The sequence below is a fragment of the Nostoc sp. genome, from assembly GCF_054880495.1.
Window position 1 is genome coordinate 1 of record NZ_JBTYKD010000110.1, and the last position, 2109, is coordinate 2109.

Sequence of the window (2109 nt, forward strand, 5' to 3'; positions counted from 1 at the left end):
TCACTACAAATGATTGTCCTATTAGGATTAATAAAATTAATGACATGAACACAATTAGTAAAGTATCTAGAATTATTTTTAGTTGATTAACTGAACCATTAATAGTCGCTGCCAAACTAAAAGTAGTTAACACCACAAATAAGGAGATTACCATGAGAATTAGAGTATATAATGTCCAAGTAATTTGAAAATTCAATGATTCCTTTCCTTGAAAATCAATCCAGGGATATTGTGCTTTTTTAAATCGCCAAATCATCAACGGAGCTAAAAGATTTAGGGGTAAATATAAAGGGATTCCAATAAATACCAAAAAAAACAATAATATCCACCCCAACAAAGCCGAAAAATGACACAACATCGCCCAGATACGCATTTGTTGTTTAGGTTTTTCTCTCATGGCTTTTTATATGTAAGTGGATTTAATAAATAATGCTCCACTGTAATTATCTATAAAAAAGCCAAACAAGAGCTTAAAATCTAAGTATTTCTCGATCATAATTTTCGGGCATTGGTTCTATTTCCCAGACTATGCCTTCTCCTGGCAGCAGCGCAACTTCTATGTCATAAGCTTAATAAGTAACGGATTTTCAATATGCTAGTTAAAATAATTGTAGTTGCGATCGCACTAATGTTAGTGGGTACGGAAAATCGAGAAGCCCTTGCAGACTTGCAATCTTCTACTCAGGATGGGGCTGGTGGGATTGTGACACCAGAGGCTACAATCCAGATAGAGGGAGGGTATGCTAAATATGGTGATTATATAAGAGCGACTTCAGTACATACCCAGGCGATGGAATTTTCTCAGAAAGTTGTCAAAGATATCCAGATTCGTTTTATTAACCAAAAAGGTGAATGGCGCGATGATAAAGGTCAACCGATTAAAGGGCGTACTCAGAAAGATTTTATCATAGGTCTGCTGAGACTCAAACCTGGCCAGGTATTTCGTAAAGATTTACTTGAAGTAGACTTGCAACGATTGAGAAGATTAGAGTCATTTGATAAAGTCAATGTTTACCCTGAAGAAGATGTTTCTAGCGTTAATATCATCTATGAAATCAAAGAGCGTAGCTTCCCTTCTCTACTCTTAGGAGGCGGTAATAACGATGACGTTGGGCTATACGGTCGAGTAGGTTATAAAGATGCGAATGTCAGTGGTGTTAACGATAAATTAGATACACTTTTGCAGATAAGCAGTAAAGATGTCCAGTTTAATGGTCAATTCACTAGCCCTTATCGTCGTGATGAACCAAACCGCTTAGGCTATAGCATTAGAGCTTTTCGCCGTCGAGATATATCGGGAACCTTCAACGAAGATATCAGATTATCTAACGGCGACAGAGTGCGAGAGGGAAGATTTGGCGGTTCTGTGGGAGTTTTAGGAGCTTTTGATGATTGGGATACATCAGTGGCTCTCAACTATACCAGAATTAGCCTACGCGATCACGAATATAACGTTGCACAGGTCGATAGCTTAGGGAGTCCCCTATCTGTGAGCGGTACTGGCATTGATGATCTATTTACAATATCATTTGCTGTATCCAAAGATCAACGCGATCGCCGAGACAATCCCACTCAAGGATCAATCCTCACCCTCAGCACAGAACAAGCGATTCCTATTGGACTGGGCAATATTTCCAGCAACCGCCTACGGGGAAACTATATTAAGTATTTACCAGTCAGTTGGATAGGTAAGGGTAGACCAACTGATAATCCAGAAATGTTGGCGATTAATTTACAAATTGGCACAACTATTGGGGACTTTCCACCAGCTGATGCCTTTAATATTGGCGGACTAGATTCTGTTAGGGGTTACGGTTATGGTAAAGTGGCCAGTGGTCGAAGTTATGGTTTAGCTTCGCTGGAATATCGTTTCCCAATTTTTCAGTCAATCGGAGGAGTTTTCTTTACTGACTTCGCCTCAGATTTCGGATCTAGCGACACCGTGCTAGGAGAACCAGGAGTGCTGCGAGACAAACCTGGAAGTGGCTTTGGTTACGGCTTAGGATTACGAGTCAAGTCACCCTTTGGGCTGATTCGAGGCGACTTCGGAATTAGCGACCAAGGAGAAGTTAGATTTGAAGTTACCACAGGTCAGCGATTTTAATCCCA

The 2109-nt window shown here is 40.1% G+C and carries 2 protein-coding genes; one reads left to right on the forward strand and one right to left on the reverse strand.

Translation table 11 applies throughout. From position 1 onward, the window contains the following. A partial coding sequence (locus tag ACYTXL_RS12710; protein WP_461925066.1) for a DUF4870 domain-containing protein occupies positions 1 to 397 on the reverse strand: 397 nt, incomplete at its 3' end. 195 nt (positions 398 to 592) lie between these two features. Between ACYTXL_RS12710 and ACYTXL_RS12715 the strand changes: the two genes are divergently transcribed. Then, positions 593 to 2104: a BamA/TamA family outer membrane protein gene (locus tag ACYTXL_RS12715; RefSeq protein WP_461925067.1), complete on the forward strand. Its 1512-nt coding sequence runs from the start codon at positions 593 to 595 to the stop codon at positions 2102 to 2104. The last annotated feature ends 5 nt before the right edge of the window (positions 2105 to 2109 follow it).

Coding starts and splice junctions, on each gene's coding strand:
- ACYTXL_RS12715 (WP_461925067.1), top strand. CDS start 593: ATGCTAGTTAAAATAATTGTAGTTGCGATCGCACTAATGTTAGTGGGT.